General features: G+C 66.8%; 27 protein-coding genes. 18 read left to right on the forward strand and 9 right to left on the reverse strand.

All coding sequences use genetic code 11. The annotated features are described in order from the left end of the window. The first annotated feature begins 123 nt into the window (after positions 1-123). On the forward strand, positions 124-579 hold the full coding sequence (locus G7Z99_RS13930) for a flavodoxin (RefSeq protein WP_181094722.1): 456 nt from the start codon (positions 124-126) through the stop codon (positions 577-579). Between the two features lie 227 nt (positions 580-806). Here G7Z99_RS13930 and G7Z99_RS13935 read toward each other — a convergent pair whose 3' ends face one another. Next, a complete protein-coding gene (locus tag G7Z99_RS13935) occupies positions 807-1,613 on the reverse strand; it encodes an IclR family transcriptional regulator (protein WP_181094724.1) in 807 nt (268 codons plus the stop codon). A gap of 171 nt (positions 1,614-1,784) precedes the next feature. On the opposite strand from G7Z99_RS13935, the gene hmgA reads away from it, so the two are divergent. From hmgA to maiA, 3 genes are read left to right on the forward strand one after another with little or no spacing between them, the layout of a single operon-like run. Then, the gene (hmgA, locus tag G7Z99_RS13940) at positions 1,785-3,086 is read left to right on the forward strand and encodes a homogentisate 1,2-dioxygenase (RefSeq protein WP_181094726.1); all 1,302 of its coding nucleotides are present in this window, start codon (positions 1,785-1,787) and stop codon (positions 3,084-3,086) included. Positions 3,087-3,089: 3 nt separating this feature from the next. Next, positions 3,090-4,382, forward strand: coding sequence for a fumarylacetoacetase (gene fahA / locus G7Z99_RS13945; RefSeq protein WP_181094728.1), 1,293 nt, complete (start codon positions 3,090-3,092; stop codon positions 4,380-4,382). A 10-nt stretch (positions 4,383-4,392) separates the two neighbouring features. Beyond that, a complete protein-coding gene (gene maiA, locus G7Z99_RS13950) occupies positions 4,393-5,022 on the forward strand; it encodes a maleylacetoacetate isomerase (protein ID WP_181094730.1) in 630 nt (209 codons plus the stop codon). Positions 5,023-5,526: 504 nt separating this feature from the next. Here the strand turns inward: maiA and G7Z99_RS13955 are convergent. Both G7Z99_RS13955 and G7Z99_RS13960 read right to left on the reverse strand, forming a co-directional pair. Next, the gene (locus G7Z99_RS13955) at positions 5,527-6,333 is read right to left on the reverse strand and encodes a SirB1 family protein (protein WP_181094732.1); all 807 of its coding nucleotides are present in this window, start codon (positions 6,331-6,333) and stop codon (positions 5,527-5,529) included. Between the two features lie 102 nt (positions 6,334-6,435). Next, on the reverse strand, positions 6,436-6,696 hold the full coding sequence (locus G7Z99_RS13960) for a YebG family protein (protein WP_181094734.1): 261 nt from the start codon (positions 6,694-6,696) through the stop codon (positions 6,436-6,438). 228 nt (positions 6,697-6,924) lie between these two features. Between G7Z99_RS13960 and G7Z99_RS13965 the strand changes: the two genes are divergently transcribed. Continuing rightward, on the forward strand, positions 6,925-7,395 hold the full coding sequence (locus tag G7Z99_RS13965) for a phosphate-starvation-inducible protein PsiE (protein WP_181094736.1): 471 nt from the start codon (positions 6,925-6,927) through the stop codon (positions 7,393-7,395). A gap of 26 nt (positions 7,396-7,421) precedes the next feature. Here G7Z99_RS13965 and G7Z99_RS13970 read toward each other — a convergent pair whose 3' ends face one another. Together G7Z99_RS13970 and G7Z99_RS13975 are read right to left on the reverse strand one after the other, a co-directional pair. After that, the gene (locus G7Z99_RS13970) at positions 7,422-7,724 is read right to left on the reverse strand and encodes a DUF3509 domain-containing protein (RefSeq protein WP_181094738.1); all 303 of its coding nucleotides are present in this window, start codon (positions 7,722-7,724) and stop codon (positions 7,422-7,424) included. A gap of 172 nt (positions 7,725-7,896) precedes the next feature. After that, complete coding sequence (locus tag G7Z99_RS13975; protein WP_181094740.1) at positions 7,897-8,325, reverse strand: HPF/RaiA family ribosome-associated protein; 429 nt, start codon at positions 8,323-8,325, stop codon at positions 7,897-7,899. Between the two features lie 384 nt (positions 8,326-8,709). Here G7Z99_RS13975 and G7Z99_RS13980 point away from each other — a divergent pair, with 384 nt between their 5' ends. Genes G7Z99_RS13980 through G7Z99_RS13990 form a run of 3 tightly spaced genes read left to right on the forward strand, consistent with a single transcriptional unit; the run spans position 8,710 to position 10,921 of the window. Next, a complete protein-coding gene (locus tag G7Z99_RS13980; protein ID WP_181094742.1) occupies positions 8,710-9,015 on the forward strand; it encodes a DUF3649 domain-containing protein in 306 nt (101 codons plus the stop codon). Continuing rightward, complete coding sequence (locus tag G7Z99_RS13985; protein WP_181094744.1) at positions 9,012-10,595, forward strand: PepSY-associated TM helix domain-containing protein; 1,584 nt, start codon at positions 9,012-9,014, stop codon at positions 10,593-10,595. Before G7Z99_RS13980 ends, G7Z99_RS13985 begins: the two co-directional genes overlap by 4 nt. Continuing rightward, a complete protein-coding gene (locus G7Z99_RS13990; protein WP_181094746.1) occupies positions 10,595-10,921 on the forward strand; it encodes a DUF3325 domain-containing protein in 327 nt (108 codons plus the stop codon). The genes G7Z99_RS13985 and G7Z99_RS13990 overlap by 1 nt, the downstream gene beginning before the upstream one ends. On the opposite strand, the gene G7Z99_RS13995 is transcribed toward G7Z99_RS13990, so the two are convergent. Continuing rightward, positions 10,907-11,794, reverse strand: coding sequence for a helix-turn-helix domain-containing protein (locus G7Z99_RS13995; RefSeq protein ID WP_181094748.1), 888 nt, complete (start codon positions 11,792-11,794; stop codon positions 10,907-10,909). The genes G7Z99_RS13990 and G7Z99_RS13995 overlap by 15 nt on opposite strands. Positions 11,795-11,930: 136 nt before the next feature. Here G7Z99_RS13995 and G7Z99_RS14000 point away from each other — a divergent pair, with 136 nt between their 5' ends. From G7Z99_RS14000 to G7Z99_RS14015, 4 genes are read left to right on the forward strand one after another with little or no spacing between them, the layout of a single operon-like run. Further along, positions 11,931-12,857, forward strand: a complete 927-nt coding sequence (locus G7Z99_RS14000; RefSeq protein ID WP_181094750.1) for a DMT family transporter — start codon at positions 11,931-11,933, stop codon at positions 12,855-12,857. A gap of 40 nt (positions 12,858-12,897) precedes the next feature. Continuing rightward, entirely contained in the window at positions 12,898-14,397 is a 1,500-nt protein-coding gene (locus G7Z99_RS14005; protein WP_181094752.1) for a glucosyltransferase domain-containing protein, read from the forward strand. Further along, entirely contained in the window at positions 14,394-14,762 is a 369-nt protein-coding gene (locus G7Z99_RS14010; protein WP_181094754.1) for a GtrA family protein, read from the forward strand. Before G7Z99_RS14005 ends, G7Z99_RS14010 begins: the two co-directional genes overlap by 4 nt. Beyond that, complete coding sequence (locus G7Z99_RS14015) at positions 14,759-15,697, forward strand: glycosyltransferase family 2 protein (RefSeq protein ID WP_181094756.1); 939 nt, start codon at positions 14,759-14,761, stop codon at positions 15,695-15,697. The genes G7Z99_RS14010 and G7Z99_RS14015 overlap by 4 nt, the downstream gene beginning before the upstream one ends. A 31-nt stretch (positions 15,698-15,728) precedes the next feature. Here the strand turns inward: G7Z99_RS14015 and G7Z99_RS14020 are convergent, their stop codons facing one another. Both G7Z99_RS14020 and G7Z99_RS14025 read right to left on the reverse strand, forming a co-directional pair. Further along, positions 15,729-16,703, reverse strand: a complete 975-nt coding sequence (locus tag G7Z99_RS14020) for a 2-hydroxyacid dehydrogenase (protein ID WP_181094757.1) — start codon at positions 16,701-16,703, stop codon at positions 15,729-15,731. A 202-nt stretch (positions 16,704-16,905) separates the two neighbouring features. Next, positions 16,906-17,853 carry a LysR family transcriptional regulator gene (locus G7Z99_RS14025; protein WP_181094759.1) on the reverse strand — a complete coding sequence of 316 codons (948 nt, stop codon included), beginning with the start codon at positions 17,851-17,853 and terminating at the stop codon, positions 16,906-16,908. 177 nt (positions 17,854-18,030) lie between these two features. Between G7Z99_RS14025 and G7Z99_RS14030 the strand changes: the two genes are divergently transcribed. From G7Z99_RS14030 to G7Z99_RS14045, 4 genes are read left to right on the forward strand one after another with little or no spacing between them, the layout of a single operon-like run. Next, positions 18,031-19,557 carry an efflux transporter outer membrane subunit gene (locus tag G7Z99_RS14030; RefSeq protein WP_181094761.1) on the forward strand — a complete coding sequence of 509 codons (1,527 nt, stop codon included), beginning with the start codon at positions 18,031-18,033 and terminating at the stop codon, positions 19,555-19,557. Further along, on the forward strand, positions 19,554-21,731 hold the full coding sequence (locus G7Z99_RS14035; RefSeq protein WP_181094763.1) for an FUSC family protein: 2,178 nt from the start codon (positions 19,554-19,556) through the stop codon (positions 21,729-21,731). Before G7Z99_RS14030 ends, G7Z99_RS14035 begins: the two co-directional genes overlap by 4 nt. Beyond that, the gene (locus tag G7Z99_RS14040; protein WP_181094765.1) at positions 21,721-21,921 is read left to right on the forward strand and encodes a DUF1656 domain-containing protein; all 201 of its coding nucleotides are present in this window, start codon (positions 21,721-21,723) and stop codon (positions 21,919-21,921) included. The genes G7Z99_RS14035 and G7Z99_RS14040 overlap by 11 nt, the downstream gene beginning before the upstream one ends. 10 nt (positions 21,922-21,931) lie before the next feature. Beyond that, positions 21,932-22,792, forward strand: coding sequence for an efflux RND transporter periplasmic adaptor subunit (locus tag G7Z99_RS14045; protein ID WP_181094767.1), 861 nt, complete (start codon positions 21,932-21,934; stop codon positions 22,790-22,792). A gap of 40 nt (positions 22,793-22,832) precedes the next feature. Here the strand turns inward: G7Z99_RS14045 and G7Z99_RS14050 are convergent, their stop codons facing one another. Then, positions 22,833-23,279: a universal stress protein gene (locus G7Z99_RS14050; RefSeq protein WP_181094769.1), complete on the reverse strand. Its 447-nt coding sequence runs from the start codon at positions 23,277-23,279 to the stop codon at positions 22,833-22,835. A gap of 199 nt (positions 23,280-23,478) precedes the next feature. Between G7Z99_RS14050 and G7Z99_RS14055 the strand changes: the two genes are divergently transcribed. Continuing rightward, positions 23,479-24,390: a LysR family transcriptional regulator gene (locus G7Z99_RS14055; protein WP_181094771.1), complete on the forward strand. Its 912-nt coding sequence runs from the start codon at positions 23,479-23,481 to the stop codon at positions 24,388-24,390. 183 nt (positions 24,391-24,573) lie between these two features. Next, complete coding sequence (locus tag G7Z99_RS14060) at positions 24,574-26,112, forward strand: MFS transporter (protein WP_181094773.1); 1,539 nt, start codon at positions 24,574-24,576, stop codon at positions 26,110-26,112. Positions 26,113-26,115: the final 3 nt, after the last annotated feature.

Below are 26,115 nucleotides of genomic sequence, written 5' to 3' on the forward strand. Positions count from 1 at the left end.
ATCACAGGCAGCATGGCCGACATCATAGCTCAGGACATGTGAAGACCGTGTTCATGCATTGGCCTTTTGCTATCGATGAATCCGCGTATCCTACGGTTTCACTCTGTTCGGAACCTTCACCCGATGAAAGTCGCCATCATTTCAGGAACGGTCTACGGCACTGCCGAGGACGTCGCTCGCCACGCCGCCACCCTGCTGGGCAAGGCGGGCTTCGAGACCTGGCACTCGCCGCGCGGCACGCTCGCGGACATCCAGGCGTTCGCGCCCGAGGCGCTGCTGGCCATCACCTCCACCACCGGCATGGGCGAGCTGCCCGACGACCTGATGCCACTGTACGACAGCCTGCGTGACACCCTGCCCAGCCAGTGGCGTGGCCTGCCGGGCGGCGTCATCGCGCTGGGCGATTCGAGCTACGGCGACACCTATTGCGGCGGCGGCGAACAGCTGCGCGAACTCTACACCGAGCTCGGCGTGCAGGAGGTGGTCCCCATGCTGCGCCTGGATGCCAGCGAAACGGTCGACCAGGAAACCGACGCCGAGCCCTGGCTGGACGATTTCATGGGCGCCCTGAAGGGGTAGGGCGACATCGTCTCGGCACGACCGGCCATAAAAAAAGCCGCTGTCCAGAGGCAGCGGCCAATCGAGACGACAGATCAAGGAGCTTCAAAATCCGCGTCGAGGTACCCATCGGCAGGGGTGAAGAGGGGGAGTTGTCACCCCTGCCAATCAGTTGGTCCAGCATAAGCGCTTGACCCTGAAGGAAATACCACCGGTTTTGACATTCACTGTTGCACGTCAGGCAACAGTCAGCCGCTTGCTGCGTCGCCCCCCACGCCGTCCTCGGCTTGATAGCCCATTCGCCAACTGCTCGCCTGCGCCGCAGCGAGCAGGCGTCGAGCCGCGGGCCCTCGTTCATCGGCATCGAAGGTCGACGCCGGACCGACTACCGTCATGACCGCCGCGATCTGGCCTCGGGCATCGAGAATGGGCGCCGACAGCGCATCGACCCCGGGTAGCAACGACCCATGCACATGGTGCAGGCCACGCTCGCGAATCGCCTGCAGCGTGCGCAGCGGCTGGCGATCGTCGCCGAACGCGGCCAGCGCCTCATCGAGCAGGCTGGCCGTCTGGTGCTCGGGCAGGTAGGCCGCGAACACCAGGCCGGTCGAGGACGACAGCAACGGCAACACCGAGCCGATCTGCGTCACCAGCGTCACCGCGCGCGCCGCCGGCTCAATGCTGACCACCGTCGCGCCCTGGTTGCCCCAGACGGCGAGAAAGCAGGTTTCGTTGAGTTCATCGCGCAACTGCGCCAACGGCAGCGCCGCCACTTTCAAGACATTGATGCTGCCCAACGCCGCCAGGCCGACGCGCAAGGCTTCACGGCCGAGCGCGTAGTGGTTGGTGGCGGCCTCCTGCTCGGCGAAACCGCTGGCGATGAGCGCCTGAAGGTAGCGGTGGACCTTGCTCGCGGGCATGCCGACGTGCTCGGCCAGGCGCGACAGCGAGGTCGAGGGCGCCAGCTGGGCGAGGGCCTTGAGGATGTCGGTGCCGATTTCGGCTGAACGCACCTTTTGCTTGCCCGTGTCGGGAGCGGAATTGACGTTGGCCATGGGCAGGGCATCCAGTGAGTCGGGGGTCGCCTTTATAGCTTGACGATCGGCGGCGGGCAAATTACGTTTATCGTAATCTGTTTACGATAAAAACAACGCGTTCGCCGAATCCGCCAGGGTTCAGTGCGAGCACCCACCAGCGGCTGGGCTTTCCGGCGCACGGAGGTACAGATGACAGCCAGCGCGTCTTCGGACATTCACTACCAGAGTGGCTGGGGCAACGAGTTCGCCAGCGAGGCACTTCCCGGCGCCTTGCCGGTCGGGCAGAACTCGCCGCAGCGGGCGCCCTACGGGCTCTATGCCGAACAGCTTTCAGGCACCGCCTTCACCTTGCCGCGCACCGAGCAGCGGCGCAGCTGGCTGTACCGCATCCGCCCGTCGGCCCTGCACCCACGCTTCGAGCGCCTGGCCCATCAACCTCTGGCCGATGCGCTGGCGCAGGGCACGCCGAACCGCTTGCGCTGGGGCCCTCACCCGGTGCCCGAGGTGCCTACCGACTTCCTCGATGGCTGGCTGCCGATGGCGGCCACGGCAGCGGCGGAGCAATCGACAGGCGTCAGCGTGTCCCTCTACCGTGCCAACCGCTCCATGGAGCGTGTGTGCTACAACGCCGACGGCGAGTTGCTGCTGGTTCCGGAGCAGGGGCGCCTGCGGGTGGTGACCGAGCTGGGCGTGCTGCAGGTCGAACCCTTGCAGATCCTGGTGTTGCCCAGGGGGCTGAAGTTTCGCGTCGAGCTGCTCGATGCCCAGGCGCGCGGCTACCTCGCCGAAAACCATGGCGTGCCCCTGCGGCTGCCGGACCTGGGGCCGATCGGCAGCAATGGCCTGGCCAACCCGCGCGACTTCCTGGCGCCCGTGGCCGCCTACGAGGACCTCGAACGGCCGACCCAGCTGGTACAGAAATTCCTTGGCACGTTCTGGGCCTGCGAGCTGGGCCATTCGCCCCTGGATGTGGTGGCCTGGCATGGCAACAACGTGCCCTACACCTATGACCTGCGCCGCTTCAACACACTGGGGACGGTCAGCTTCGACCACCCCGACCCGTCGATCTTCACCGTGCTGACCTCGCCAAGCAGCGTGCCTGGCATGGCCAACCTGGACTTCGTGATCTTCCCGCCTCGCTGGATGGTGGCGCAGAACACCTTCCGCCCGCCCTGGTTCCACCGCAACCTGATGAACGAGTTCATGGGGCTGATCCAGGGCGCCTATGATGCCAAGGCCGAAGGCTTCCTGCCCGGCGGTGCCTCGCTGCACCCCTGCATGAGCGCCCACGGGCCGGATGCCGACACCTGCGCCAAGGCGATCGCTGCCGAGCTGCAGCCGCAGTACCTGGCGCACACCATGGCCTTCATGTTCGAGACCTCCCAGGTCTTGCGGCCCACGCACCAGGCCCTGAGCAGCCCCCAGTTGCAGCCCGACTACGACCAGTGCTGGGCGACCCTGCCCCGCACCTTCACCCCGGACCGGAGATGACCGATGAGCCAGACCGCCGTTGCCCGCAGCTGGGTCGAACATGCCAACGGCCATGCCGACTTCCCCTTGCAGAACCTGCCGCTGGGCATCTTCAGCCGACCGCGTGAAGCACCGCGCTGCGGCGTGGCCATCGGCAACGCCATTCTCGACCTGCAGGCCGTTTCGGCTGCCGGCCTGCTCGACGGGGCGGCCCAGGCTGCCGTCGCGGCGACCGAGGACGGCACGCTGAACGGGCTGTTCGCCCTGGGTGCGGCGCCACGCGTGGCCCTGCGCGAGCGCGTGCAGGCTCTGCTGGCCGAACACAGCGAGCATCGCACCCGCCTGGAAAGCGCCCTGTACCCCATGGACGATTGCCAGATGCACCTGCCGGCACGGGTCGGCGACTACACCGATTTCTATGTCGGCCTGCAGCATGCCACCAACGTCGGCAAGCTGTTCCGGCCTGACAACCCCTTGCTGCCCAACTACAAGCACGTCCCCATCGCCTACCATGGGCGCGCCTCGACGCTGCGGCCCTCGGGCACGCCGATGCAACGTCCTCGTGGCCAGACCCTGCCGGCCGGCGCGGCCCAGCCGGTGTTCGGCCCGAGCGCCCGGCTGGATTACGAACTCGAGCTGGGCTTGTGGATCGGGCCAGGCAATGCCTTGGGCGAGCCGATTCCGATCGCCGAGGCCGGGCAGCACATGGCCGGCCTGTGCCTGCTCAACGATTGGTCGGCGCGGGACATCCAGGCCTGGGAATACCAGCCGCTGGGGCCGTTCCTGTCCAAGAGCTTCATGACCAGCCTGTCGCCCTGGGTGATCACGGCCGAGGCGCTGGCGCCTTTCCGTCGTGCGCAACCCGCCCGTCCGGCAGGCGATCCACAACCGTTGCCGTACCTGTTCGACCCCCAGGACCAGGCCCAGGGCGCGTTCGACATCGAGCTGGAGGTGCTGCTGCTGACCGAGCGCATGCGCGCCTCCGGGCTGCCGGCCCATCGTCTGGCCTGCAGCCATGCGCTGAGCATGTACTGGACCGTGGCGCAGATGATCGCCCACCACAGCGTCAATGGTTGCCAGTTGCAGCCAGGCGACCTGTTCGGCACCGGCACCCTGTCGGGCACCGACCCAGGCTCGTTCGGCAGCCTGCTGGAGATGACCGAGGGTGGCAAGCATGCGGTCGAGCTGGCGAATGGCGAACGACGACAGTTTCTCGAGGACGGCGACGAGATCATCCTGCGCGCGCGCTGCGTGCGCGAAGGTCAGGTCAGCATCGGGTTCGGCGAGTGCCGTGGCAGGGTGATGCCCGCGCAGTGAGGGGGTGGGTATGGAGTTGTTCACCTATTACCGTTCGACCGCCTCGTACCGGGTACGCATCGCCCTGGCGCTCAAGGGGCTGGAGGCTCGGGCGCTCCCGGTGAACCTGCTGACGGGGGCGCAACACGACGCTGACTACCTGGCCGCCAACCCCCAAGGCCGCGTGCCGGCCCTGCGCCTGGAGACAGGGCAGGTCCTGACGCAGTCCATGGCCATTCTCGAATACCTGGAAGAACGCTGGCCCACGCCGCCGCTGCTGCCAGCCGACCGGCTGGCCCGTGCCCAGGCGCGCAGCATCGCCGGGGTGATTGGGTGCGATGTCCACCCCTTGCACAACGTGGCTGTCCTGCAACGACTACGGGGGCTTGGGGTGAACGAGACCGACGTGCAGGCCTGGATTGCGCACTGGATCGGTCGTGGTTTGGCGGTTGTGGAGCAGATGCTGGGCGAGGAGGGGTATTGTCTCGGCGACGCGCCGGGGTTGGCGGATGTGTTCGTGGTGCCGCAGGTGTATGCAGCCCGGCGCTTCGGCGTAGGGCTGGAGGCCTGTCCACGAATCCAGCGGGTGATGGCGCTGGCGGAACGGCATCCGGCCTTCATCGTTGCCCATCCGCAGGCACAAGTGGATACGCCAGGCTGATCAGGCGGGACCCTCCCATCCAGCCGCGGTTGGTCCAGTGTCCCGGCAGTACCTCACAACCTGGACCGCCTCACTGATCTGGAAGACCCGCACAAGCCCTTTGTGTGCGGGCTTGCCCGCGATGCAGGCGGCGCCTGAACGTGCCCTATCGCTGGCAAGCCAGCTCCCACTGGCCTCCGTTCCAAGCCACTACCTGGCATTAGCCCAGTCACCGGCCACGTGTGGGAGCGGGCTTGCCCGTGATGCAGGCGGCGCCTGAACGGGCCCTATCGCTGGCAAGCCAGCTCCCACTGGCCTCCGTTCCAAGCCACTACCTGGCATTAGCCCAGTCACCGGCCACGTGTGGGAGCGGGCTTGCCCGCGATGCAGGCGGTGACAGACCGGACGCCATCGCGGGCAAGCCCACACAGGATGGACTGCGTTTGCATGCATCATGCTGGTGCACCTATGGGAGTCCGTCCGGCGCTCCGGCTGCGGCAGCTCACCCGTCGTCACGACCCTGCCTCAGTGAAGAGAATGCCCCGTCACCGGCAAACGCCCCAGCCGCTCGCTCAACCGCAACCGCTGCACCGGGTCGTCGCTCAACAACAGGGCATGCTCGAGATCGAACCGCTCCGCTTCCGGGCAGGCCAGCCGCTGGTACAGCACCGCGCGTGCGACGTAATCCGCTGCGCTCGGCGCGCCCAGCTGCATGACTCGCTCGGCGTCGATCAGCGCGGCCAGGGGTTGATCGTTGTCGGCATGCAACTGACGCAGGTTGCGCGACAGGCGCTGCAGCATCTGCGACGGCGTAGCGACCTGAAGGTGGTCGGCCGTGAGCGACACCTGCGCGCCATACTGGCGGGCCAGCAGTTCACGACAGTCGGCCGGGTACAGGCGTCGCCCACCGCAGGGGTCGAGCAGGTAGTCGGCACCGGGCACCCGCAGCAGGAAATGCCCCGGAAAATTCACACCCTCGAGCGCGATATCCAGACGCCGCGCCAGTTCCAGTGCAAGGATCGCCAACGGTAGTGGTTGGCCTCGGCGCCTGAGCAACACCTGGTCCAGCAGGGCAGCATGGGGCCGCAGGGGGAATTGCTCGTCTTGTTGAAAACCGAGCGCATTGAGCTGGCGCAGCAGCAGTTGGGCGAGTTCGGCCGCCGGCAACGCAGGCAGGTGAACCTGCACCTCATGCTGCACGTGTTGAACGTGCAGCAGCCAGGCCTCGGGGACGACCTTTCGATTATGCTCGGCAGCGACCCACAGGGCGGCCTCGACCAGGTTCGGCGGATCGTGTTGCAGGCAGGCCAGGCAAGCGTGACGTGGATTCATGAGGCATCTCCCGACGTCTTAACTATTAGCTGCCGGGCCCCGGTTCGTCCAGTGAACGCGTGTGAACGTATCAAGGCGTCACGCCTTGGGTTGGCCGCTGGATCAGTCGGCCTTGTCTTCGAGCAACTCGCCCAGTGCATCCGGCTGGCTCTTGAATGCCCGGGCGAACACATCCCGGTGCCTGGCCATGTAGATGCCTGCCTCTTCGACCTGTTTCTCGTTCAATGACGGTACGGCTTTTTGCAGCACGTCGGCCAGGCGTTCGGCCAGTTCGAGCATCTTGTCATGACGATCTGCTTCGGCTTTATCCATGAACAAACGCTCCGGGTCGCGACTGCTGCGGTACACCACTTCGACGGCCATTCATCACCTCTATGCCTTTATCGCTGTCTGTAGATTGCTGTATCTATATACAGTATTCCGTATTCGCGTGCTCAACGCAAGCCGCAAGGTGACCGTCGATCCTCGCCTCGACGTGCCCCGCGACACGCGGTCGCCATCTCAGACAAGGGCTTGGCCCCGTGCCTGCATGGCTACAACCGTCATACGCATGACGTACTTTTCCATCCGTCGCCTTGGGAGCCGGACACCGTGAACATCAAATGGGCTGAAAAACTGCGCAAGGGGCTGCATGGCTCTGCCGACTCGCTGGGCAACCTGTGCGTCGAGTCGTTCCACTACCTGGCCTTGTTCGGCATCGGCGGGGTGACCGCCTGGGCCGCGGTGATGACCTTCCTCGAGATGCTGGGGCAGGGCGGCGCGAGCGTCGACGACATCCTGCTGCTGTTTATCTACCTGGAGCTGGGGGCCATGGTCGGCATCTATTTCAAGACCAACCACATGCCGATCCGCTTCTTGCTCTACGTGGCCATCACTGCACTGACGCGCCTGCTAATCGGCGACGTCTCGCACCACAAGGCGCCCGATGTGGGGTTGCTCTACCTGTGCGGTGGCATCCTGCTCCTGGCGTTTTCCATCCTCGTGGTGCGGTACGCCTCCTACCGCTACCCCTCGGGGCGTGCGCTAGACGCCCAGGGCAAGGACCTGGACGACGGCAAGTGATCGACCACCGGTGAGAGACATGGCGCTCAGAGGGCGATGCCGGTCACGGGTGTGGATGAGGCAGACGGGCGCGGATCACAGGGCATGCCTGGCAGCAGGGGCAGGGCGTCTCCAGCATGCTCGGCCTCGAGGTCCAGGCGAATGCTGTCGATCAGGTGACGAAGGCGCTGGGGGTCGTTGCGCTGCTCGGGGGTGATCAGGCGCTTGGCGGCCACGCCGTGCTCGGTGGACAAGGTCAACGTGATGCTGCCATCGAGCCGCTCGATGCTCAGATTGACCCGGTAACGCGGGGCGAAGGCATCGCTGATGAGGTTGAACGGATTGTTCATGGGGCCGGTTCTGTGACGAAGGACGTGCAAGGATTGACCGGCGACGATGAAGGTTGGTTCACGCAGGGCAGCGGCACTGGCCACCGAAGGCAGGGAGCGCCCTGTCGCCTCGATGGACGAACAGGACGCAGGTCGGAACGCAAGGCATGGAGCCTCGCGTTCGGCGCATCGGTCAAGCTTTCGAGGCCTTGGCCTCTTCCAGGGCTTGCAGATCCTGCAGGCCTTCCAGCTCTTGCGCGTCGTCCGGAGCGTTCAAGTCCGGGTCTTCGATCAGTTCCGGCACCGCGCGCTTGTCGCGCAGCTTGCCGTACAGGTGCTCCAGCGCATGGTCGAGCTTCTCGGCCGCGCCGTCGATGGCCAGCTCGAGCGAGGGCGCGTTGTGGGTCACGGAAATCGGCTGGTGGCCCTTGGGACGTGCTTCGAGCTGGCAACGCTTGTCATCGGCCCCTGACTTGCCACCGTTTTCGTCGCTCAGGTGCACCTCGATGCGGGTCAGGTCTTCCTCATAGCGTTCGAGCGCGCTGTTCAGGGTGGTCGTCACCCAGTCGTTGAGACGGATGCCGCCTTCGATCTGATTGCTGCTGTTGACTTGGATCTGCATGGTTCAATCCTTATTCAGCTGGCTCGCGAGAGGCCCTTGCCCTGGCCGAAAAGGCCAAGGGATCTATTGCCTCTTGACTCCAAGGTCGGGCAAAAGTGCATGGAAATCAACCCCCTTGGCCAGATAAATGTCCTGTTGCAAAAGGACCGTGCCAGCCGTCGAGAGGCGGCGAATCGCGTTAGAACTTGGCAGGCTGGAGCAGGTATGGCGTGACAGCTATCCAGAGAAAATCACCCCGCCAGGTCGGCGCCTTCGTCTCTCGACGCACCTTGAAGCCGACGTTCACGGCACCCCTCATCTGATGTGCTTGCCACGTGGCGCTTGGCATATGAGAATCCAACTCATTACTATTGCATCCTCATTTCTTCCCTCTGGACACCCGCGATGAAAAGCAACGCCGCCAGGCTCAGGCTCGATTACCGACTGGCCGTCGTCTCGCGCTGTCTGGCCGCCCTGCTCGGGGGCTACCTGCTGGCGTCGATGGTCAGCGTCGGCTTCGCGCTGATGCTGCCTGCCGCGCAGGTCGACGCCGTGCTCATCGGCTCGATGCTGTCGTTCGTGTTCTACGTGCTGGCTTTCCTCTGGTGCTTTGCCTGTCGCAGCGCCTGGCGCGCCTGGCTCGGTGTGCTGGCGCCGAGCCTGGTGCTGGGGGCAGTCAATGGCCTGGTCTACGGAGTGGCCCATCCATGAAAGAGGGCTTCCGCCAGGCGATGGCCTGGTTGCACACCTGGCTCGGCCTGATCTTCGGCTGGCTGCTGTTTGCGATCTTTCTGACCGGGACGCTTTCGTACTTCAAGGAAGAGATCAGCCACTGGAGCAAGCCGGAGATCCAGCGCCATGCACTCGACCCCGCCGCCAGCCTGGCGCTGGCCCAGCGCTACCTGCAGGCCAATGCCGCCGATGCCAGCAGCTGGTTCATCCGTCTGCCCAGCGAGCGCGAGCCGGCCATCAGCGTCAACTGGCGCGACAAGGACGCGGTCGGCCGCCGAGGCTTCTCGGGCAAGGAACTCGACGCACGCAGTGGAGAGGTCGTGGAGGCCCGCGAAAGCCGAGGCGGGGACTTCTTCTACCGGTTCCACTTCCAGCTGGAAATGCCCCATCCCTGGGGGCGCTGGCTGTCGACCTTCTGCGCCTTCATCATGCTCCTGGGGCTGGTGACCGGGATCATCATCCACAAGAAGTTCTTCAAGGAATTCTTCACCTTCCGCCCAGGCAAGGGCCAGCGCTCCTGGCTGGATGGCCACAACGCCCTCGGGGTGCTCGTGCTGCCGTTCCACCTGATGATCAGCTACAGCAGCCTGGTGATCTTCATGTACCTGATCATGCCGGCCGGCATCCTCGCCAGCTACGGCAGCCCCGACGGTTACTTCGCCGACCTGTTCGGGCGTGACCAGGACGTGCCCGCCGCGGGCATCGCGGCGCCCCTGACCGCGTTGCCCGGCCTGTACGCCAAGGTGCAGGCGCAGGTGCCAGGCGCGCGCATGGGCTTCATCCAGGTGCAGAACCCCAACGACCAGGCGGCCCGCGTGAGCTTCACCCGCTCGGCCGCCGACCAGGTGGCGTACAAGCGCAGCGAGACATGGACGTTCGACGGCGTCAGTGGCGCGACGCTGTCGCAGGGCGCACCGGAAAGCGTGGCCATGCTGACCTCCTTCACGTTCGTCGGCCTGCACATGGGCAACTACGCTGGCCCTTGGCTGCGCTGGTTGTACGCCATCTTCGGTATGGCGGGCACGGCGGTGATCGGGACCGGCCTGGTGATGTGGCTGGGCAAGCGGCAGCTCAAGCATGCCAAGCAGCCCCACCTGCCCGGTGAGCTGCGCCTGGTGGAAGTGCTCAACATCGCCAGCATGAGCGGCCTGCTGCTGGGTGTGGCGGCGTTCTTCTGGGCCAATCGCCTGTTGCCGGTGGCGCTCGAAGGGCGCGCCGGTGCAGAGGTCGACGCCTTCTTCATGGTCTGGGCCGCGGCGTTGGTCCACGCTGCGCTGCGCCCGGGGCGTCGGGCCTGGGGCGAGCAACTGACGCTGGGTGCGCTGGCCTTCGCCGGCCTGCCGCTGCTCAACGGCCTGACCACCGGCCAAGGCCTGAACCATTCCCTGGCCGTCGGTGATTGGGCCATGGCCGGCTTCGACCTGACCGCCCTGGCCACCGGGCTGCTCCTGGCCTGGACCGCACGGCGCATGCTCACCGCACCCGCCGTGGTGATCAAGCGTGCCCCCCGGACGGTCAAGGCCGCCCGTGAGGGCATGGCCGACGTGGAGGCCAGCTGATGCTCGGCGTGGCCATGCTGGCGTTCGCCGGGCTCGCCGCCCTGTGCCTGGCGATGGACAAGCACGCCAACGATCTGCTCAAGCGCAAGCTGAGTCGGGCACAGTCACGCCTGGTGCGGGTCGCAGGCTGGGGGTTGCTGCTCGTGTCGCTGCTGCTCGCCGTGCAGGGGCAGGGCTGGGGGCATGGCCTGGTGCAGTGGGTGGCCGTGTCCATGGCGGGGCTGCTCGTCTGGGTCTTCGGCCTGCCGTATCAGCCGCGGATCGTGCTGGGCCTGGCGGCGGTCAGCCTGGTGCTGGGGCCGGTCCTGGCGCTATGGCCGACCTGAGCCTCGAAACGCGGCGCGGTACTCGCCCGGTGTGGCTCCCAAGGCGGCACGGAACCGGTTGCTGAAGTGGCTGGCGCTGGCGAACCCGCACTGCAACGCCACCTGGCCCAGCGGCAGGTCGCTGTCGCGTAGCCAGCGGCAGCCATGGGCCAGGCGGCGAAGCAGCACGTAGCGATGGGGCGGCAGGGTGAAGCTGACCCGGAACATGCGAGCGAAGTGATAGCTGGACAGGTTGCAGCGCAGCGCCAGCTCGTCCAGCGTGAGCGGCCGGTCCAGGTGCGCTTCGATGTAGTCCACCAGGTGGCGACGCTGATGCGGCGCCAGTCCTCCTTTCAGGCGCAAGCCCTGGCGCAGACCGACCTGTCCGAGCAAGGCATGGTCGATGATCGTCTGCCCCAGGCTGCTGGCCAGCAGCCGTTCGCCAGGCTCCTGCCAGTCCAGGGCGATCAGACGACGGAAACGCGCCGCCTGGTGGGGGTCGTCGAGAAAGGTCGCCTCGTGCAGTTGCAGCTCTCGAGGCTCACGGTCGAGCAGGCGCACGCAGCCCAGGGCGAACTGCTCCTCGCTGACGTACAGGTGCGCCAGCCGGATCGCGCCGTTGACCACCCAGTTGGATTCATGCCCGGCCGGCATCACGCACAGCTTGTTCGGCGCGCCCTTGGCACCAGGCTGTTGGCGCCGGAAGGTGCCGGTGCCATCGGCGATGTAGCACGACAAGGTATGGTGGGTCGGCGCCTGGTAGTCGCGGGCATCGTCGCGGTTGCACCACACTGCGGCCGCCATGCCGGTGTCCAGGGTCGCGCTCAGTTCCAGGCGCGCGTTGGGCGAGGCCTGCATGCTGTTGAAGACGTCTAGCTGGTTCAGTGGGGTCATGGGCGCTTCCTCTGTGGCCATCGTACTGCGAGAGGCGAGGTAGGGCAGCAGGGTGCTGCGCAAAACCGCAAGTTTGTGCAAGCGCGTCCTGGGTCGCCGGTCGACACTGTCGGCCTGAACCCAGGAGTGCCGCCCCATGAACCTCTCGTTGTACGTCCTCACCGTCCTGATCTGGGGCACCACCTGGATCGCCTTGAAGTGGCAGCTCGGCGTGGTGCCCATTCCGGTCTCGATCGTCTATCGCTTCGCCCTGGCCGCGCTGATCCTGTTCGCCTTGCTGGTGCTCAGTGGCCGCCTTCAACGCATGGACCGGCGCGCGCACCTGATCTGCCTGGCCCAGGGCCTGTGCCTGTTCTGCGTCAACTTCCTGTGCTTTCTCAACGCCAGCCAGTGGATCGCCAGCGGTCTGATCGCCGTGGTGTTCTCCACCGCCACCCTGTGGAATGCCCTGAGCGCACGCCTGTTCTTCAAACGCACGATCGCGACCAACGTGATCGGTGGCGGCGTGCTGGGCCTGCTGGGGTTGGGCCTGCTGTTCTGGCCGGAACTGAGCCACCACCGCGTCGGTGAGCACACGCTGCTCGGCGTCGGCCTGGCGCTGGCGGGGACCTTGTGCTTTTCCGCGGGCAACCTGCTCTCCAGCGTGCAGCAGCGCGCCGGGCTCAAGCCGATGACCACCAACGCCTGGGGCATGCTCTACGGTGCCCTGGCGCTGGCGCTGTACTGCGCGGTGGCGCAGGTGCCGTTCGGCATCGACTGGAGCGCACGCTACCTGGGCGCCCTGGCGTACCTGGTCATCCCCGGATCGGTGATCGGGTTCACCGCGTACCTGACCCTGGTCGGGCGCCTGGGGCCTGAGCGGGCCGCGTATTGCACCGTGCTGTTCCCGCTGGTGGCGCTCAACGTGTCCGCCCTGGTCGAGGGCTATCAGTGGGCGGCGGTCAGCCTGGCGGGGCTGGCGCTGGTGATGGCCGGCAACGTGTGGGTGTTCCGCACGCCCAAGGTCCGCTGTCCAGGCCTGACCGGCACCACGTCGCTCGCGCGGTCGACAGGCTCGAGATAGACACTACACTGAGTGCAGACAGCCCTCTTCGAGACCGGCCATGCCGCGTTCCAGTTTCTGGAAAAGACCGCTGAGCTACCGCGAAACTCAAGTGTGCTGTCTGATCGCGCTGGCCATTCACCTGCTTCCCCTGCTGCTGGCTGATCATTTCTACATCGATGACAGTTGGCGCTCGCTGGAGGCGGGTAGCGCCTGGGCGGTCGAAGGCCGGGTGCTGATGCAGTGGCTGTACGCCGGATTGTCGTTCAGCGGCACTGCCCCCAATCTGTTCCCCTTGCCCTTGCTGCTGGCCGCCATGCTCGCCGCCCTGGCCCTGGCACGCCTGGTCTGGCATTACTTCGAGGCGCCGACCGCCAGTCATGTGCTGGTGGTGTTGCCACTCTGGTACAACCCGCTGTTTCTGCAAAACCTGTCCTATCAATACGACGGCGCTGGAATGGCACTGGCACTGGCGGCCTGCACGATGGGCATCGTCACGCCGGTCTACCGATGGCGTGATGCCCTGGCCGGTGCCCTGTGGGTAGCCATCGCCTGCAGCTTCTACCAGATCAGCCTGAACGTGTTCGCCGCGCTGTGCTGCGTCGAAGGGGTGCGCCGTGTCGTGGAGGGGGCCAGGTTCGAGGCGGTGTTGCGCCAGGTTCTGGGCCGTCTGTCACAGTTGGGGGGTGGATGCCTGGTCTACTACGTCACCGCCTACCAGGCCATGGGCCCTGTGCGTCAGACGAGGGTGCCGCTGGACAGCCAGTGGTGGGCGACGATGCTGCAACGGCTGGTATGGATCTATGAGCGCATCGCGCTGCTGGTGACACCCGGTACGCTGTGGTTCATCGGCCTGTTGTCGGTATTGGCGCTGGCCAGCCTGACGATCGCGGTCGTCCATGTGCTTCGGCAACGAACGCCTGGGGCGCACCGATTCGGGCTGCTTGCTGTGTTGATCGTTCCCCTGCCGCTCCTTGTGCTGCTGGTGCCTGGCTTCACGCTGGGGTTCGCGGTCTTCAACGATGGCGCGCGTACGCTGATGGCCTTCGGTGTGCTGATGCTGCTGGTCGCCTGGCTCGCCCATCGCGTGCTGGTGCGGGTGCACCCCTGCCTTGGCTGGAGCCTGGCCGTGCCGCTGCTGGCCATGCTCACGTTCGCGTTCGCCCACGGTCGGGTCATGGTCATGCAGAAAGAGCTGCAGCAGGCCGTTGCCTTCAGCCTGGCCAAGGACATGACATCCCAGCCCGGCCTTGCCGGGTTGGCGTGCTATCACCTGATGAGTGCGCCCAACGGTCAGTGGTTGCCAGCCGCCAGGGGCTCCTATGCCGCGATGCCTGCCTTGCGCTACGTGCTGAACATCGACTTCTTGGTCCTGCCGGAAATGCTGCCCAGGCTGGGCGTGGACGCGTTCAACTGCGCGCCGGGACTTGACAGGGCACAGGTGCTCCAGCGAAGCCCTGAGCCACAGGTGGACACCCTGTTCTATGCCATCCACCGCGTGGGTGATGTGGGCTACGTTTTGATGAAAGCGCCCCGCGACCCAGAAGGCTCGCGCGGGTGAGCCGTCGACGGTTCGCGCGCTATGCGCTGGTAGGCGTGGGCAACACGACCACGCACGGGCTGGTGTTCTTCGCACTGCACCAGGCCTTGGGCTGGCCTCAGGCACCGAGCAATGCGCTGGCGTTCGGCTTCGCAGCCAGTCTGTCGTATTGGATCAATGCGCATTTCACCTTCGCGAACGCCCCCGGACCTGAACGCTATGTGCTGTTCCTGGCTGGCATGGGGGCGTTGAGTCTGGCGACCGGGTGGGTCGCCGACCAGCTGACGTGGTCGCCGTGGCTCACGATCTTGGTCTTTTCCGCCATCAGCCTGGTCGCAGGGTATGGCTATGCGAACACCGTGGTGTTCAGAAGGAGCGTGCGATGAACATTTCCCTGATCGTGCCGGTGTTCAACGAGCAGGCCACGGTGGAGCGCTTTTACCGGGCCGTGCGCGAGGCGCCGACGCTACAGGCGATGACGGTCGAGATCCTGTTCGTCAACGACGGCAGCAGCGACGACACCGAGGCGATCTGTACGCGCCTGGCCGAGCGTGACGAATGGGTCACGGTGATCAACTTCTCGCGCAACTTCGGCAAGGAGTCCGCTCTGTTCGCGGGCCTCGAGTACGCAGGCGGTGAGGCCATGGTGCCGATCGACGTCGACTTGCAGGACCCGATCGAGGTCATCGCCCAACTGGTGGAGCGCTGGCAGCAAGGCGCCGACGTGGTGCTGGCCAAGCGGCGCAGTCGCAGTGCCGATACACGGCTCAAGCGCTGGAGTGCACGGATGTACTACCGACTGCACAACCGTATCGCCTCGACCCACATCGAGGAAAACGTCGGCGACTTCCGTCTGCTCGACCGCAAAGTGGTGACGGCCATCCGGCAATTGCCCGAGCAGCAGTTGTTCATGAAGGGGGTGTTGTCCTGGGTCGGCTTTCGTACCGAGATCGTCGAGTACGACCGGCCCCCGCGTGTGGCCGGAAGCAGCAAGTTCGGGGGCTGGCGGCTGTGGAACCTGGCGCTCGATGGCATCACCTCGTTCAGCACCGTACCACTGCGCCTGTGGACCTACGTGGGCGGCGCCGTTTCGCTGGTAGCCTTGCTGGTCGTCTTGTACCTGCTGATCGACACGGTGGTCTTCGATGCCGATGTGCCTGGCTACCCCTCGCTGATGTCGGCGATTCTGTTCCTGGGCGGCGTTCAGCTGATCGGCATCGGCATCCTGGGCGAGTACATCGGGCGCATCTATCAGGAGACCAAGCACCGCCCGCGCTATGTAGTGCGCAAGGTCCAGGGCAGGCAGCGCCAGCCAGGCTAGCGCGATGCCTTGGCTGGCTGGCGGCCGCGTCTCAGCCTTTCCAGACCTGCGGGTTGACCAGGTCCCGTGGCCGCTCGCCCAGCAACGCCGCGCGCAGGTTGTCCAGGGCACGGTTGGCCATGGCTTCGCGGGTCTCGGCGGTGGCCGAACCGACATGGGGCAGGGTCAGCGCATTGGGCAGCGCGAACAGCGGCGAGGTGGCCAGGGGCTCTTTCTCGTAGACGTCCAGCCCGGCGCCCCGAATGGTACCCGACTGCAGCGCCTCGATCAGCGCCGCTTCATCCACCACCGGCCCCCGAGCGATGTTGATCAGGAAGGCGCTGGGCTTCATCAGCGTGAGTTCGCGCGCACCGATCAGGTGGCGCGTCGCGTCGCTCAGCGGCACCACCAGGCAGACGAAGTCCGACTCGCCCAGCAACTGATCGAGGCTGCGGTACGCGGCGCCTAGTTCCTGCTCCAGTGCAGGCTTGCGACTGTTGCCGGTGTACAGCACGCGCATGCCGAAGCCCAGGTGCCCACGGCGGGCGATGGCCGCGCCAATGTTGCCCAGGCCGACGATGCCCAGGGTCTTGCCATGCACGTCGCTGCCGAACAGGTTCGGCGTGACGCTGGCCTGCCAGCGGCCGGCCTTGGTCCAGGCGTCCAGCTCGGCGACACGTCGGGCGCTGCCGATGATCAGCGCGAAGCCCAGGTCGGCGGTGCTTTCGGTCAACACATCAGGGGTGTTGGTGAGCGCGATGCCGCGTTCGTTGAAGTAGTCCAGGTCGTAATTGTCGTAGCCGACCGAGACGCTCGACACCACTTCCAGCTTGCCCGCGCCTTCGAGCTGCGCCCGCCCGAGCTTGCGGCCCACGCCGATCAGGCCGTGGGCCTGGGGCAGCGCTTCGTTGAACTGGGCGTTGAGGTCGCCTTGCTTGGGGTCAGGCAGGATCACGTCGAAGTCGTGCCGCAGGCGCTCGGCCATGGCGGGCGTGATACGGCTGAAGGCCAGGACGGTTTTTTTCATCGGACAACCTTTCTGCAAGAGGGTGGAAGGGGCGAGATGCGGTGTGGTTGGCGCGCCAGGGCGCGTGTCGCGGTTCGCTGAACGCACGATGGGCGGCAGACCGCCTTCGCAGACGGTCCCTTCGGCTCAGGACCGACTGCGGGTGCTGCGCATTACTCGATAGCAACCTACCATTCCCGTCCCGGGGCAGACAGCCCTCTTTTCAGTTCGCGATCAGCAGCTCGTGGGTCTTGAGGTCCGCCTCGTGCGCCGCGAGGATCTCGGGCAGGGAGTTGCGCAGGTATTCCACCCAGGTCTTGATCTTGGCATCCAGGTACTGCCGCGACGGATAGATCGCATACAGGTTCAGCTCCTGCAGCCGGTATGCCGGCATCACCCGCACCAGGCTGCCATCGCGCAGGCCGTCGATGGCCGAATAGATCGGCAGCACGCCCACGCCCATGCCGCTGCGGATCGCCGCCTTCATGGCGTCGGCGGAATTGACCTGGAAGGGGGACTGGGCAATGGTCGCCACTTCCTGCCCTTGCGGCCCGTCGAAGCTCCATTTCTCCAGCGGGATCACCGGGCTGACCATGCGCAGGCAGGCGTGCTGGCTCAGGTCCGCCGGGCGCTGTGCCACACCGTGGCGCGCGACGTAGTCCGGCGAGGCGCAGACGATGCTGTAGGTGATGCCCAGCCGCTGCGACACGAAGCCCGAATCGGGCAGCTCGCTGGCCAGTACGATGGACACGTCGTAGCCTTCGTCGAGCAGGTCCGGGACGCGGTTGGCCATGGTCAGGTCGAAGGTGACGTCCGGGTGCGTCTCGCGGTAGCGCGCGATGGCGTCGACCACGAAGTGCTGGCCGACGCCGGTCATCGAATGCACCTTGAGCACGCCAGCCGGGCGGGCATGGGCGTCGCTGGCCTCGGCCTCGGCTTCCTCGACGTAGGTGAGGATCTGTTCGCAGCGCATCAGGTAGCGCTTGCCCGCCTCGGTCAACGCGATGCGCCGGGTGGTGCGGTTGAGCAGGCGTGTCTGCAGGTGCGCTTCCAGGTTGGAAACCGCGCGGGAGACGTTGGCGGTGGTGGTGTCCAGTTGCGCGGCAGCGGCGGTGAAACTGCCCACCTGGGCCACGCAGCTGAAGGCACGCATGTTTTGCAGGGTGTCCATGGGTCGCTCTCGAAGTAGACGACGGATTGTGACACGAACAAGCCAGCGCCGGCCGTCAGACGAAAGCCTGATTATCGCGTTTTCGGTAATAAAGATTCGCAGGAATCCCTGCTTATCGCCAGTGCGCCGGCCTCCTAGAATTGCGCCGCCCCTCTTCCCTGCTCGGAAACCGCCGTCGTGCCGCGTCGCCTCATCGGAGCGCTCCCTGCGCTCAGCGTCTGTGTTCTTGCCTTGACCCTGACGGGCTGTCTCTCCACCGCAGGCATCGCGCCCCGGAGCAAGGCCCCAACGGCCGAGACCCTGGATACCGATGCGGCCATCCGCGAGGCGGTGCGCGAGGCCGGCTGGCCCGCCCAGCAGTGGTGGCGCGCGTTCGGCGACACGCAACTCGATCACTGGGTGACGCTGGCACTGGCCGGCAGCCCGAGCCTGGCGCTGGCCGCTGCCCGCGTGCGCGAAGCCAAGGCGCTGGCCGGTGTGGTCGAAGCCGACGAGCACCTGCAAGGCACCGCCCAGAGCACGCTCAAGCGGCATGCCTGGCCGGAGGATCAGTTCTACGGCCCTGGTGCGCTCTCGGGCGCCGACACCTGGGACAACCAGGCCAACCTCGGGCTGAGCTATGCCCTGGACCTGTGGGGCCGTGAGCGCAACGCCAGCGAGCAGGCCCTGGACCAGGCCCATGTGCGCGTGGCCGAGGCCCGCCAGGCCGAACTCGAGTTGCAGAACACCGTGGTCAAGACCTACATCGGCCTGTCGCTGCAGTTCGCCCGCCGCGACATCGTCAGCGACGAACTGCACCAGCAGGAGCAGATCGTCGCCCTGGCCGAGCGTCGCCTGGCGGCCGGCATCGGCACCGAATTCGAACTGAGCCAGGCGCAGGCGCCGCTGCCGGAAACCCATCGGCAGCTCGATGCCCTGGACGAGGCCATCGCCCTGGCACGCAACCAGCTGGCTGCGCTGGCCGGTCAGGGGCCGGGTGCAGGGGCCAGCCTCACCCGACCGCACCTGAACCTGGGAGCGCCGATCGGCTTGCCCTCGGCGCTGCCTGCGCAACTACTGGGGCAGCGTCCTGACGTGGTCGCCCGTCGCTGGCAGGTGGCTGCCCAGGCGCGTGGCCTGGATGTCGCCCAGGCCGACTTCCTGCCCAACGTCGACCTGGTCGCCGGCCTGGGCTTCGTCGCCACGGGCGGCGGCGCGCTGTCCTTCCTGCAGGGACGCAAGTTCAACTACAGCGTCGGCCCCGCCCTCAGCCTGCCGGTGTTCGACGGTGGACGCCTGCGCGCGCGCCTGGGCGTGGCCGCAGCAGGGTACGACGAGGCCGTCGCCCAGTACGACCAGACCTTGGTGAACGCGCTCCGCCAGGTATCGGACCAGTTGATCCGCCGTCACTCGCTGGACGTGCAGGCGCGCCTGGCCGCCGAATCGGTCGCCACTGCCCGCAAGACCTTCGACATTGCCACGCTGGCCTTCGAGCGCGGCCTGACCGGCTACCTGGAAGTGCTCAATGCCCAGACGCTGCTGTTCCGCCAGCAGCAGATCGAACGGCAGGTGCAGGCGGCGCGCCTGGTGGCGCAGGCCGAGCTGGTGACCGCCCTGGGCGGTGGCGTGCAGGCCGGGCGCGACGTGCCTGGTGCTCAGCAGCAGGCCATACCGCCCGTGCCGCCCGCGCTGGCCGTCTTCGAGCGCCGGGCGGCCGCCCGATGAGCCTTGCCCGTTCGCCGATTCGCTGGCTGGGCACCCTGGAGTGGCGGCGCGGGTTCTTCGCCTGGGCACGCACCGATGGGGTGACCTGGGTCTACATCGTCAAGGTGCTGGTCGCGGCCTTCCTGACGCTCTGGCTGGCCATGCGCCTGGAGCTGCCCCAGCCGCGCACCGCGATGATCACCGTGTTCATCGTCATGCAGCCCCAGAGCGGCCACGTGCTGGCCAAGAGTTTCTACCGCATCCTCGGCACCCTGGCCGGTTCGGCGATGATGGTCACCCTGATCGCCTGGTTCCCGCAGAACACCGAGCTGTTCCTGCCTAGCCTGGCGCTGTGGGTCGGGCTGTGCTCGGCCGGGGCGATGCGCTACCGCACCTTTCGCGCCTACGGCTTCGTGCTGGCCGGCTACACCGCCGCGATGATCGGCCTGCCGGTGCTGGAGCACCCGCAGGCGGCGTTCATGGCCGCCATCTGGCGCGTGCTGGAGATCTGCCTGGGGATCCTGGTCTCGACCCTGGTCAGCGCCGCGATCCTGCCGCAGTCGGCCAGCGCGGCCATGCGCAACGCCCTGTACCAGCGCTTCGGCGCGTTCGCCGGCTTCGTCGTCGAGGCCCTGCGGGGCACGGGGTCGCGCGAGCGTTTCGAGCAGGACAGCGTGCGCTTCATCGCCGAAGCCGTGGGCCTGGAAAGCCTGCGCAACGTCACCGCCTTCGAAGACCCGCACATGCGCCGGCGCAGCGGTCGCCTGATGCGCATGAACAGCGAGTTCATGGCCATCGGCACGCGCTTCAACGCCCTGCATCAGTTGCTTGAGCGCCTGCGCCTGCGCGGGCCGTCGCAGATCGTCGATGCGCTCGCGCCGGGCCTGGACACCCTGAGCGAGCTGCTTTGGCCGTATGCCGGGCGTGCCCTGACCGACGCCGATGCCGTGCGCCTGACCCTGGAGCTGGCGGCCTACAAGGACGGCCTGCAAGGGCAGGTCCGCGCCCTGCGCGCCGCCTTCCTGGAGCGGGCGCCGAGCGAGGCGGAGCTGCTCGACTTCCATACCGCCTTCGAGCTGTTGTACCGTTTCATCGACGACCTCTACAGCTATGCCCAGACCCATGCGTCGCTGGCCGCCCATACCCACGAGCGCGAGCGCTGGGACGAGCCCTACGTGGCCCAGACCAGCTGGCTGGTCTCGCTGGCCGCCGGTGTGCGCGGTGCGGCGGTGCTGTTGCTGCTGGGCAGCTACTGGCTGCTCAGCGACTGGCCGAGCGGGGCGATGATGACCCTGATCGCCACGGTCACCGCCGGCCTCTCGGCCGCCTCGCCCAACCCGCGACGGCTGTCGTTCCAGATGGCCTGCGGCACCCTGCTCGGGGCGCTGGTGGGGTTTTTCGAGACCTTCTTCGTGTTCCCGTGGATCGATGGCTTCGCCTTGCTGTGCCTGGTGCTGGCACCGGTGTTCGCGCTCGGCGCCTTTCTCGCCTCGCGCCCGGCCTATGCCGGTTATGGGGTCGGCCTGCTGGTGTTCTTCGCCATCGGCAGCGTGCCCAACAACCTGACGGTGTACGACCCGTACAGCTTCATCAATGACTACCTCGGCATGCTCCTGGGCATGCTGGTCTGCGCGGCGGCCGGCGCGATCATCCTGCCGCCCAACAGTCGCTGGCTGTGGACGCGCCTGCAACGCGAGCTGCGCGAGCAGGTGCTGTGGGCGATCAGCGGCCGTCTGCGCGGCCTGGGCTCGGCCTTCGACAGCCGCACCCGCGACCTGCTGCACCAGGCCTATGGGCTGGCGGCCGGCCAGCCCAAGGTGCAAGGCGAGCTGCTGCGCTGGATGTTCGCGGTGCTGGAGATCGGTCACGCGATCATCGAGCTGCGCAAGGAGCAGGCGAACGTGCCCGTGCACCCGGCCTACGCCGAATGGCAACCCTGGCGCCAGGCGATCCGGGTGATGGGCCGCGCGCTGGCGCGGCTGTTCCTGCAACCGAACCCCGGCAACCACGAACGCGCGCTGTGGGCGGTCGACCAGGCGATTGCCAGCGTCCAGGCCGCCGATGAGCCCTTCGCCCGGCATTTCGACACCTCGGTGCTGCGCCGGGTGCAGAGTTACCTGCACTTCATCCGCAGCTCGCTGCTCGACCCCCGTTCGCCGCTGATGCCGGCACAAGGACTGCACCATGCCCCGTGAGATCGCCTTCCATGGTGTCTACCTGCCCACCATGACCTTGATGTTCCTGTTCGCCGCAGGCCTGGCCTGGGGGCTGGATCGCTGCATCGCCCGCCATGACGGCTACCGCTTCTTCTGGCACCCGGCGCTGTTGCGCCTGAGCCTGTTCGTCTGTCTGTTCGGCGCCCTGGCGCTGTGGGTCTACTGGTGAGAAATCCGCGATGAAAAAGTTCTTCAGCCTGTTCGCCACCCTGCTGGTGCTGACCGCTGCCGTGGTCATCGGCCGCCAGCTGTGGCTGCACTACATGACCACGCCCTGGACCCGCGACGGCCGCGTACGTGCCGACATCATCAACGTCGCCGCCGACGTGCCCGGCTACGTGGTGGACGTGGCGGTCCGCGACAACCAGCGGGTCAGCAAGGGCGACCTGCTGATGCAGATCGACCCGGCGCACTACCGCCTGGCCGTGCAGCAGGCCCAGGCACTGGTCGCGTCGCGCAAGGCGACCTGGGCGATGCGCAAGGACAACGCCCGCCGCCGCGCCGACCTGGACAACCTGGTGATCTCCCGCGAGAACCGCGACGACGCCGACAGCGTCGCCCTGGCCGCCCAGGCCGACTACCAGCGCGCACAGGCCGCCCTGGCCGCCGCCGAGCTGAACCTGGAGCGCACGCGGATCGTCGCCACCGTCGACGGTTACGTCACCAACCTCAACGTGCACCGGGGCGACTATGCGCGCACCGGCGAGGCGGTCATGGCCGTGGTCGACGAGCACTCGTTCTGGGTGTACGGCTTCTTCGAGGAAACCAAGCTGCCGCACGTGCGGGTGGGTGACCCGGCCGACCTGCAGATGATGAGCGGCGAGCAGTTGCAGGGCCATGTCGAGAGCATCGCCCGCGGCATCTACGACCGTGACAACCCCCAGAGCCGCGAGCTGGTCGCTGATGTCAACCCGACCTTCAACTGGGTGCGCCTGGCCCAGCGGGTGCCGGTACGGATTCACCTGGACCAGGTGCCGGACGGGTTCCTGCTGGCGGCGGGGATGACCTGTACGGTGGTGGTACGGCCGTCACAGGGTTAGTCCCGGTCGTGCGCAGTGGCCCGAGGAGGGCTTCTGAGGTTCAGGCGACGCCTACCAGCACCGGCACGCTCACCTGGTCGATCACCTTGGCGCTGATCGATGGGTCGAGCAGCCGGCCCAGGCGTGACAGGTGCCGGTGGCCCATGATGATCAGCTCGCAGTCCAGCGTGGCCGCCTGGGTCACGATCGCCTCCACCGGCGTCTGGGCGAGCAGGGCGCCGGTGCAGGCGAACCCGGCCTCGCGCAGGCGCCGCAGCGCCCCGGCCATGGCTTGGTCGGCCTGGCGCTGCTCGTCGCAGGCCGCGGGAAAGTCGTCCAGTTCCTGTTCGGTGAAGACGGCCGGGCGCCCGTGCACGGCGAACGTCGCATCGATCGCCAGCACCACGTGCACGGCATGGGCCTGCGGGGTGCAGTAGCGCTCGGCCAGGTCCAGCAGGGCATGGGAGGCGACGGAGGCGTCGATGGCGATCAGGACGGTGCGGGGCATGGCAGGGGCTCCTGGGCGGTGGTGATGGCAGGCGCCGCGTTGCGGACGATCCCTCGTCGAAGGCCTGCCGGAATCAGGGCCAACAGGTGTAACACCCCGGCCCCACGCGGGAAATGCCCGCTGCCGCACTCACCGATTGCGTTCGGCGCAATCCGCGCAACTGGTAAGCTTCGTGCCCCACCTGCCACGGACACCACGCATGCAACTCCCGGACATGAACCTGCTGGTCGCCCTCGATGCCTTGCTCGATGAAGGCAGCGTGGTGGGCGCAGCGCAGCGCATGAACCTGAGCCCGGCGGCCATGAGCCGGACCCTGGGGCGGATTCGCGAGGCGTTGGGCGACCCTATTCTGGTCCGCGCGGGGCGAGGGCTGGTACCGACTCCCAGGGCACTGGCGCTGCGCGAGCAGGTCAGTGCCCTGGTCGAGCAGGCCGGGCAGGTGTTTCGCAGTGGCGACGAGGTCGACCTGGCGAACCTGGACCGTGCCTTCAACATCCGCACCAACGACCTGTTCATCGCCCTGTACGGTGCGCAGCTGCTGCGCATGATGCACCAGCAGGCGCCCCGCACGGTGCTGCGCTTCGTGCCGGAGACCGGCGGCGACGACGATGCCGTGCTGCGTGACGGGCGCACCGACCTGCTGATCAGCTCGAGCATCGACCTGGGGCCCGAGATCAAGGTCCAGAGCCTGTTCCATACCCGCTACATCGGCCTGGCCCGGCGTGATCACCCGATCTTCGAGGCGCCGATCACGCCCGAACGCTTCGCCGCCTACCCGCAGATCAGCGTGTCCCGGCGTGGGCGTGCCAATGGGCCGATCGACGTGGAGCTGGCCAACTTCAAGGCGCAGCGCCGGGTCGCCTTGATCACGCCCAGCTTTCATTCGGCGATGTTCTCGCTGCCCGACTCGGACCTGCTCCTGCCGATGCCGGCCAACATCCTCAACAGCGTGGCCAAGCTCGACCTGCCGTTGCGCTCGTTCGAGATCCCGCTGTCGATGGAGCGGGTCACGGTGATGCAGGCCTGGCACCCGCGCTTTCACCATGATCCGGCGCACCGCTGGTTGCGGCAGCTTCTGAAGCGTTGCTGCAGCGCCGACCCTGAGCGTTGAGGCGCCCACAGCCGAAAACCCACCCGGCCCATAGGCTCAGCGGGCGTGCGGCAACAGCACGCGCCAACTGCCTGATTCGTGCGTCAGACGCATTCTAAACCTGCCGACAAGTCAGTTTTCCTCAGCCCGCCGCTCTCCTAGAATGCCCAGCTTCCCTAATTTGTTGCTGGAGATGTCTGCTCCATGGCGTCGCTGTCCCTGTCTTCCACCGCGCCTGTCGCACCGCCGGCTGCTGCGCCTGCGCACACGACCTTCGGCCCACGGGTGGTCACCGGGCTGTTCGGCGTACTGCTGGCCGTGCTGTGCGCGGGTCTCAACGAAAGCGTGATCAAGCTGTCCCTGGCCGACATCCGCGGTGCCATGGGCATCGGCGCCGATGAAGGCGCCTGGTTGCTGGCGGTGTACTCGGCCGCCTCGGTGTCGGCCATGGCCTTCTCGCCCTGGCTGGCGACGACCTTCTCGTTGCGCCGGTTCACCTTGACGGCGATCGGCCTGTTCGCGGTGCTGGGCCTGGCCCAGCCCTATGCCCCGAACCTGCACAGCCTGATGCTGCTTCGGGTGCTGCAAGGGCTGGCGTCCGGCGCCTTGCCGCCGATGCTGATGAGCGTGGCGCTGCGCTTCTTGCCGCCCGGCATCAAGATCTATGGGTTGGCTTGCTATGCCCTGACTGCCACCTTCGGGCCCAACCTGGGCACCCCGCTGGCCGGGTTGTGGACCGAGTACGTCGGCTGGCAATGGTCGTTCTGGCAGATCATCGTGCCCTCTCTGCTGGCGATGGCCTGCGTGGGCTGGGGCTTGCCCCAGGACCCGCTGCGCCTGGAGCGCTTCGCCCAGTTCGACTGGCGCGGTGTGGTCCTGGGGCTGCCGGCGATCAGCTGCCTGGTCCTGGGCCTGAGCCTGGGGGATCGCTGGGGCTGGTTCGACTCGCCATTGATCACCGGGTTATTGGGCGGCGGCGTGCTGTTGCTGGTGCTGTTCCTCTATAACGAGTGGTCCGAACCCCTGCCGTTCTTCCAGCTGCGCCTGTTGGCCCGCCGCAACCTGAGTTTCGCCCTGGTGACCCTGGCCGGTGTGCTGATCGTGCTGTCGGGCAGCGGCAGCCTGCCGTCGGCGTACCTGGCGCAGTTGCAGGGCTACCGGCCTGCCCAGGTCAGCCCGTTGATGCTGCTGGTGGCCCTGCCTCAGCTGGTCGCACTGCCCTTGACCGCCGCCTTGTGCAACATCCGTGCGGTCGACTGCCGCTGGGTGCTGGCCACGGGCCTGGGCCTGATGGCGCTGTCCTGCTTCGGCAGCCATCTGCTGACCTCGCAATGGATCCGCGACGACTTCTACGGGTTCTACCTGCTTCAGGTGTTCGGCCAGCCGATGTCGGTGCTGCCGTTGCTGATGATGTCGACCAACGGCATGACCCCGCAGGAAGGGCCGTTCGCCTCGGCCTGGTTCAACACGGTCAAGGGCCTGTCGGCGGTGGTCGCCGGTGGCCTGCTCGAGGCGCTGGGGACGCTGCGTCGGCATTTTCATTCCAACCACCTGGTCGACAGCCTCGGCAATGCACCGCTGATCGACGACCGCGCCGCCGGCCTGGCCCAGCGCATTCACGAACAGGCCGCGGTGCTGACCTCGGCCGACCTCTATCTGGTCGTGGCAGGAATCGCCGTGGCCTTGATCGGTCTCATTCCTCTGGTCCCTACCCGGGTCTATCCACCGCGCGCGGTGGCGTGACCT

Source organism: Pseudomonas entomophila (assembly GCF_013523165.1).
Classification (GTDB): Bacteria; Pseudomonadota; Gammaproteobacteria; order Pseudomonadales; family Pseudomonadaceae; genus Aquipseudomonas; species Aquipseudomonas entomophila_A.

Bases quoted from the DNA above. Each gene is read 5' to 3' on its own strand.
- G7Z99_RS13930 (WP_181094722.1), top strand. From the start codon at position 124: ATGAAAGTCGCCATCATTTCAGGAACGGTCTACGGCACTGCCGAGGAC.
- G7Z99_RS13935 (WP_181094724.1), bottom strand. From the start codon at position 1,613: ATGGCCAACGTCAATTCCGCTCCCGACACGGGCAAGCAAAAGGTGCGT.
- hmgA (WP_181094726.1), top strand. From the start codon at position 1,785: ATGACAGCCAGCGCGTCTTCGGACATTCACTACCAGAGTGGCTGGGGC.
- fahA (WP_181094728.1), top strand. From the start codon at position 3,090: ATGAGCCAGACCGCCGTTGCCCGCAGCTGGGTCGAACATGCCAACGGC.
- maiA (WP_181094730.1), top strand. From the start codon at position 4,393: ATGGAGTTGTTCACCTATTACCGTTCGACCGCCTCGTACCGGGTACGC.
- G7Z99_RS13955 (WP_181094732.1), bottom strand. From the start codon at position 6,333: ATGAATCCACGTCACGCTTGCCTGGCCTGCCTGCAACACGATCCGCCG.
- G7Z99_RS13960 (WP_181094734.1), bottom strand. From the start codon at position 6,696: ATGGCCGTCGAAGTGGTGTACCGCAGCAGTCGCGACCCGGAGCGTTTG.
- G7Z99_RS13970 (WP_181094738.1), bottom strand. From the start codon at position 7,724: ATGAACAATCCGTTCAACCTCATCAGCGATGCCTTCGCCCCGCGTTAC.
- G7Z99_RS13975 (WP_181094740.1), bottom strand. From the start codon at position 8,325: ATGCAGATCCAAGTCAACAGCAGCAATCAGATCGAAGGCGGCATCCGT.
- G7Z99_RS13980 (WP_181094742.1), top strand. From the start codon at position 8,710: ATGAAAAGCAACGCCGCCAGGCTCAGGCTCGATTACCGACTGGCCGTC.
- G7Z99_RS13985 (WP_181094744.1), top strand. From the start codon at position 9,012: ATGAAAGAGGGCTTCCGCCAGGCGATGGCCTGGTTGCACACCTGGCTC.
- G7Z99_RS13990 (WP_181094746.1), top strand. From the start codon at position 10,595: ATGCTCGGCGTGGCCATGCTGGCGTTCGCCGGGCTCGCCGCCCTGTGC.
- G7Z99_RS13995 (WP_181094748.1), bottom strand. From the start codon at position 11,794: ATGACCCCACTGAACCAGCTAGACGTCTTCAACAGCATGCAGGCCTCG.
- G7Z99_RS14000 (WP_181094750.1), top strand. From the start codon at position 11,931: ATGAACCTCTCGTTGTACGTCCTCACCGTCCTGATCTGGGGCACCACC.
- G7Z99_RS14005 (WP_181094752.1), top strand. From the start codon at position 12,898: ATGCCGCGTTCCAGTTTCTGGAAAAGACCGCTGAGCTACCGCGAAACT.
- G7Z99_RS14015 (WP_181094756.1), top strand. From the start codon at position 14,759: ATGAACATTTCCCTGATCGTGCCGGTGTTCAACGAGCAGGCCACGGTG.
- G7Z99_RS14020 (WP_181094757.1), bottom strand. From the start codon at position 16,703: ATGAAAAAAACCGTCCTGGCCTTCAGCCGTATCACGCCCGCCATGGCC.
- G7Z99_RS14025 (WP_181094759.1), bottom strand. From the start codon at position 17,853: ATGGACACCCTGCAAAACATGCGTGCCTTCAGCTGCGTGGCCCAGGTG.
- G7Z99_RS14035 (WP_181094763.1), top strand. From the start codon at position 19,554: ATGAGCCTTGCCCGTTCGCCGATTCGCTGGCTGGGCACCCTGGAGTGG.
- G7Z99_RS14040 (WP_181094765.1), top strand. From the start codon at position 21,721: ATGCCCCGTGAGATCGCCTTCCATGGTGTCTACCTGCCCACCATGACC.
- G7Z99_RS14045 (WP_181094767.1), top strand. From the start codon at position 21,932: ATGAAAAAGTTCTTCAGCCTGTTCGCCACCCTGCTGGTGCTGACCGCT.
- G7Z99_RS14050 (WP_181094769.1), bottom strand. From the start codon at position 23,279: ATGCCCCGCACCGTCCTGATCGCCATCGACGCCTCCGTCGCCTCCCAT.
- G7Z99_RS14055 (WP_181094771.1), top strand. From the start codon at position 23,479: ATGCAACTCCCGGACATGAACCTGCTGGTCGCCCTCGATGCCTTGCTC.
- G7Z99_RS14060 (WP_181094773.1), top strand. From the start codon at position 24,574: ATGGCGTCGCTGTCCCTGTCTTCCACCGCGCCTGTCGCACCGCCGGCT.